General features: G+C 64.7%; 2 protein-coding genes, 1 tRNA gene, 1 rRNA gene and 1 pseudogene. 4 read left to right on the top strand and 1 reads right to left on the bottom strand.

Going from position 1 to position 1,903, the window contains the following annotated elements; genetic code table 11:
* Positions 1 to 8: 8 nt before the first annotated feature.
* From rrf to tnpB, 4 genes and pseudogenes are all read left to right on the top strand, one after another.
* A 5S ribosomal RNA gene (gene rrf / locus BSZ14_RS18645) occupies positions 9 to 123 on the top strand.
* Positions 124 to 171: 48 nt separating this feature from the next.
* Positions 172 to 248: transfer RNA gene (locus BSZ14_RS18640), tRNA-Met, on the top strand.
* Between the two features lie 245 nt (positions 249 to 493).
* Entirely contained in the window at positions 494 to 826 is a 333-nt protein-coding gene (gene tnpA / locus BSZ14_RS18635; RefSeq protein ID WP_241823833.1) for an IS66-like element accessory protein TnpA, read from the top strand.
* Positions 823 to 1,170, top strand: a pseudogene (tnpB, locus tag BSZ14_RS18630) (IS66 family insertion sequence element accessory protein TnpB). The gene tnpA and the pseudogene tnpB overlap by 4 nt, the downstream one beginning before the upstream one ends.
* 121 nt (positions 1,171 to 1,291) lie before the next feature.
* Here the strand turns inward: tnpB and BSZ14_RS18625 are convergent.
* The coding region (locus BSZ14_RS18625; RefSeq protein WP_198930568.1) for a transposase at positions 1,292 to 1,903 on the bottom strand (612 nt) is incomplete at its 5' end.

The following is a 1,903-nucleotide window of genomic DNA, read 5'->3' as shown; positions in this document are numbered from 1 at the left end:
CTCTATTGCCTGGTGGCCATAGCGTCGGTGTCCCACCCGATCCCATCCCGAACTCGGCCGTGAAACCCGACTGCGCCAATGGTACTACTGCTCAAGCAGTGGAAGAGTAGGGCGTCGCCAGGCATTATAGTCCGCGAACACACAAAAAACCCATTCACAACCTCACACCCCCGCGGGGTGGAGCAGCCCGGTAGCTCGTCAGGCTCATAACCTGAAGGCCGCAGGTTCAAATCCTGCCCCCGCAACCATATTCACACATAACCTTGCGGGCCGCGTCGCGCTCGCCTCATGCCGCCCCCGGGCGGCTTTTTGCGTTTCTGCGCCGGGCAGGCGGGACGGGTGTAAGCGCGGTCTGAAGGCCGCCTTGATGTAGAGCGGGCAGCCGGGATGCTTGTCGCCTTTGACGAGGGCGCGGGCAGTGAGGGAAGTTATCGGTTCTACGACTGGTCATACGAGCACTCGTATGACTGGTCAGGTGGAGGTGGTCGGCCGGGTGTCTGGCCGGCGCCGATGGTCGGACGCGGAGAAGCTGGAAATCCTGGCCGAGGCATTCCGGCCGGGAGTACGGGTCTGCGATGTCATCGCCCGGCGCGATGTGTCGAGCAGCCTGATCTACACGTGGCGCAAGCAGTTGCGCGAAGGCAAGCTGGCGGGCGTGGTGCCTTCGTTGCCCGTGTTCGCCGAGGTTCGGGTCACCGAACCGGCTCTACCCGCACCATGTCTATCGGGACTCATCTGGATCGACTTGCCTGACGGTGTGCGGGTGAGCGTCGATGCGGATGTGGATGCGAGTGCGCTGACACGGGTGTTGTCGGTGCTGCGGTGAGCCCGGTGCCTCTGCCGACGCGGGTGTTCCTGGCGTGCGGCGTGACGGACATGCGTAAGGGGTTTGACGGCTTGGCGGTACTGGTACAGCAGGCATTGGCGCAGAACCCGTATTCCGGCGCGCTGTTCGCGTTTCGTGGCAAGCGGGGCCATCTGGTCAAGCTGCTGTGGTTCGACGGGCAAGGCCTGCGCTTGTTTTCCAAGCGGCTCGACCGGGGTCGCTTCGTCTGACCGGTGACGGCGACCGGCACGGTGGTGCTGACGCCGGCGCAGTTGTCGATGCTGCTGGAGGGCATCGACTGGCGCCGACCGGAACGGACGTCTGTGCCGACGCTGGCGGGATGAAACGGCGGTTTTGCGTCGCTTTTGCTCGCCCGCTGCCATGCAATCTGCTATGGAAACCGGGTGTCGGAAGCGCTCGCTTCGGAAGTGTCAGGAATTTCGTGTGTGGGCGGGCGGCTGAACATTACGCCGCCATGGCTCGGATAAAGCGTTCGCCGAAGATGACGGCGAACTGGGCCTTTGCCATGGTCCACTCACGGGGCGGCATCTTCCACTCTTTCTCTGAGCGGTTCAAGATGAGGTAGAGCAGCTTGGTGGCGGCCTCGTCGCTGGGGAAATGCCCGCGGGCGCGCACGGCCCGGCGCAGCTTCGAGTTCAGGGCCTCGATGGAATTCGTGGTGTAGATGATCCGCCGGACCTCGTCAGGAAAGGCGAAGAACGGGATGACCTCGGCCCAGGCGCGCCGCCAGCTCTGGCCGATGGCCGGGTAGCGGGTGCCCCAGGGGCCGGCCTCGAACGCCGAGAGCGCCTGCTCGGCCGCCTCGGCGCTGGGCGCGCGGTAGACCTCCTTCAGCGCGGTCGCCAGCCCCTTGCGGTCCTTCCAGGAGACGAAATCCATCGAGTTTCGCAGCAGATGGACGATGCAGAGCCTGCCCCGGCGCAGGCCGGGGTCTGAACCACGGCGTCGGGGAGCGAGCCGTTTGATGATCGATCCGGGGGATCGATCATAGGCGAGCGCCGTGATCGCTTCCGGGAACCCCTTCAAGCCATCGACGACGGCAAGCAGGATGTCTTC

The organism is Sphingomonas sp. Sph1(2015) (genome assembly GCF_001970915.1).
GTDB lineage: Bacteria > Pseudomonadota > Alphaproteobacteria > Sphingomonadales > Sphingomonadaceae > Sphingomonas > Sphingomonas parapaucimobilis.
The sequence above is the reverse complement of the archived record's forward strand: the minus strand, read 5'-3'. Positions and strand labels throughout refer to the sequence as shown.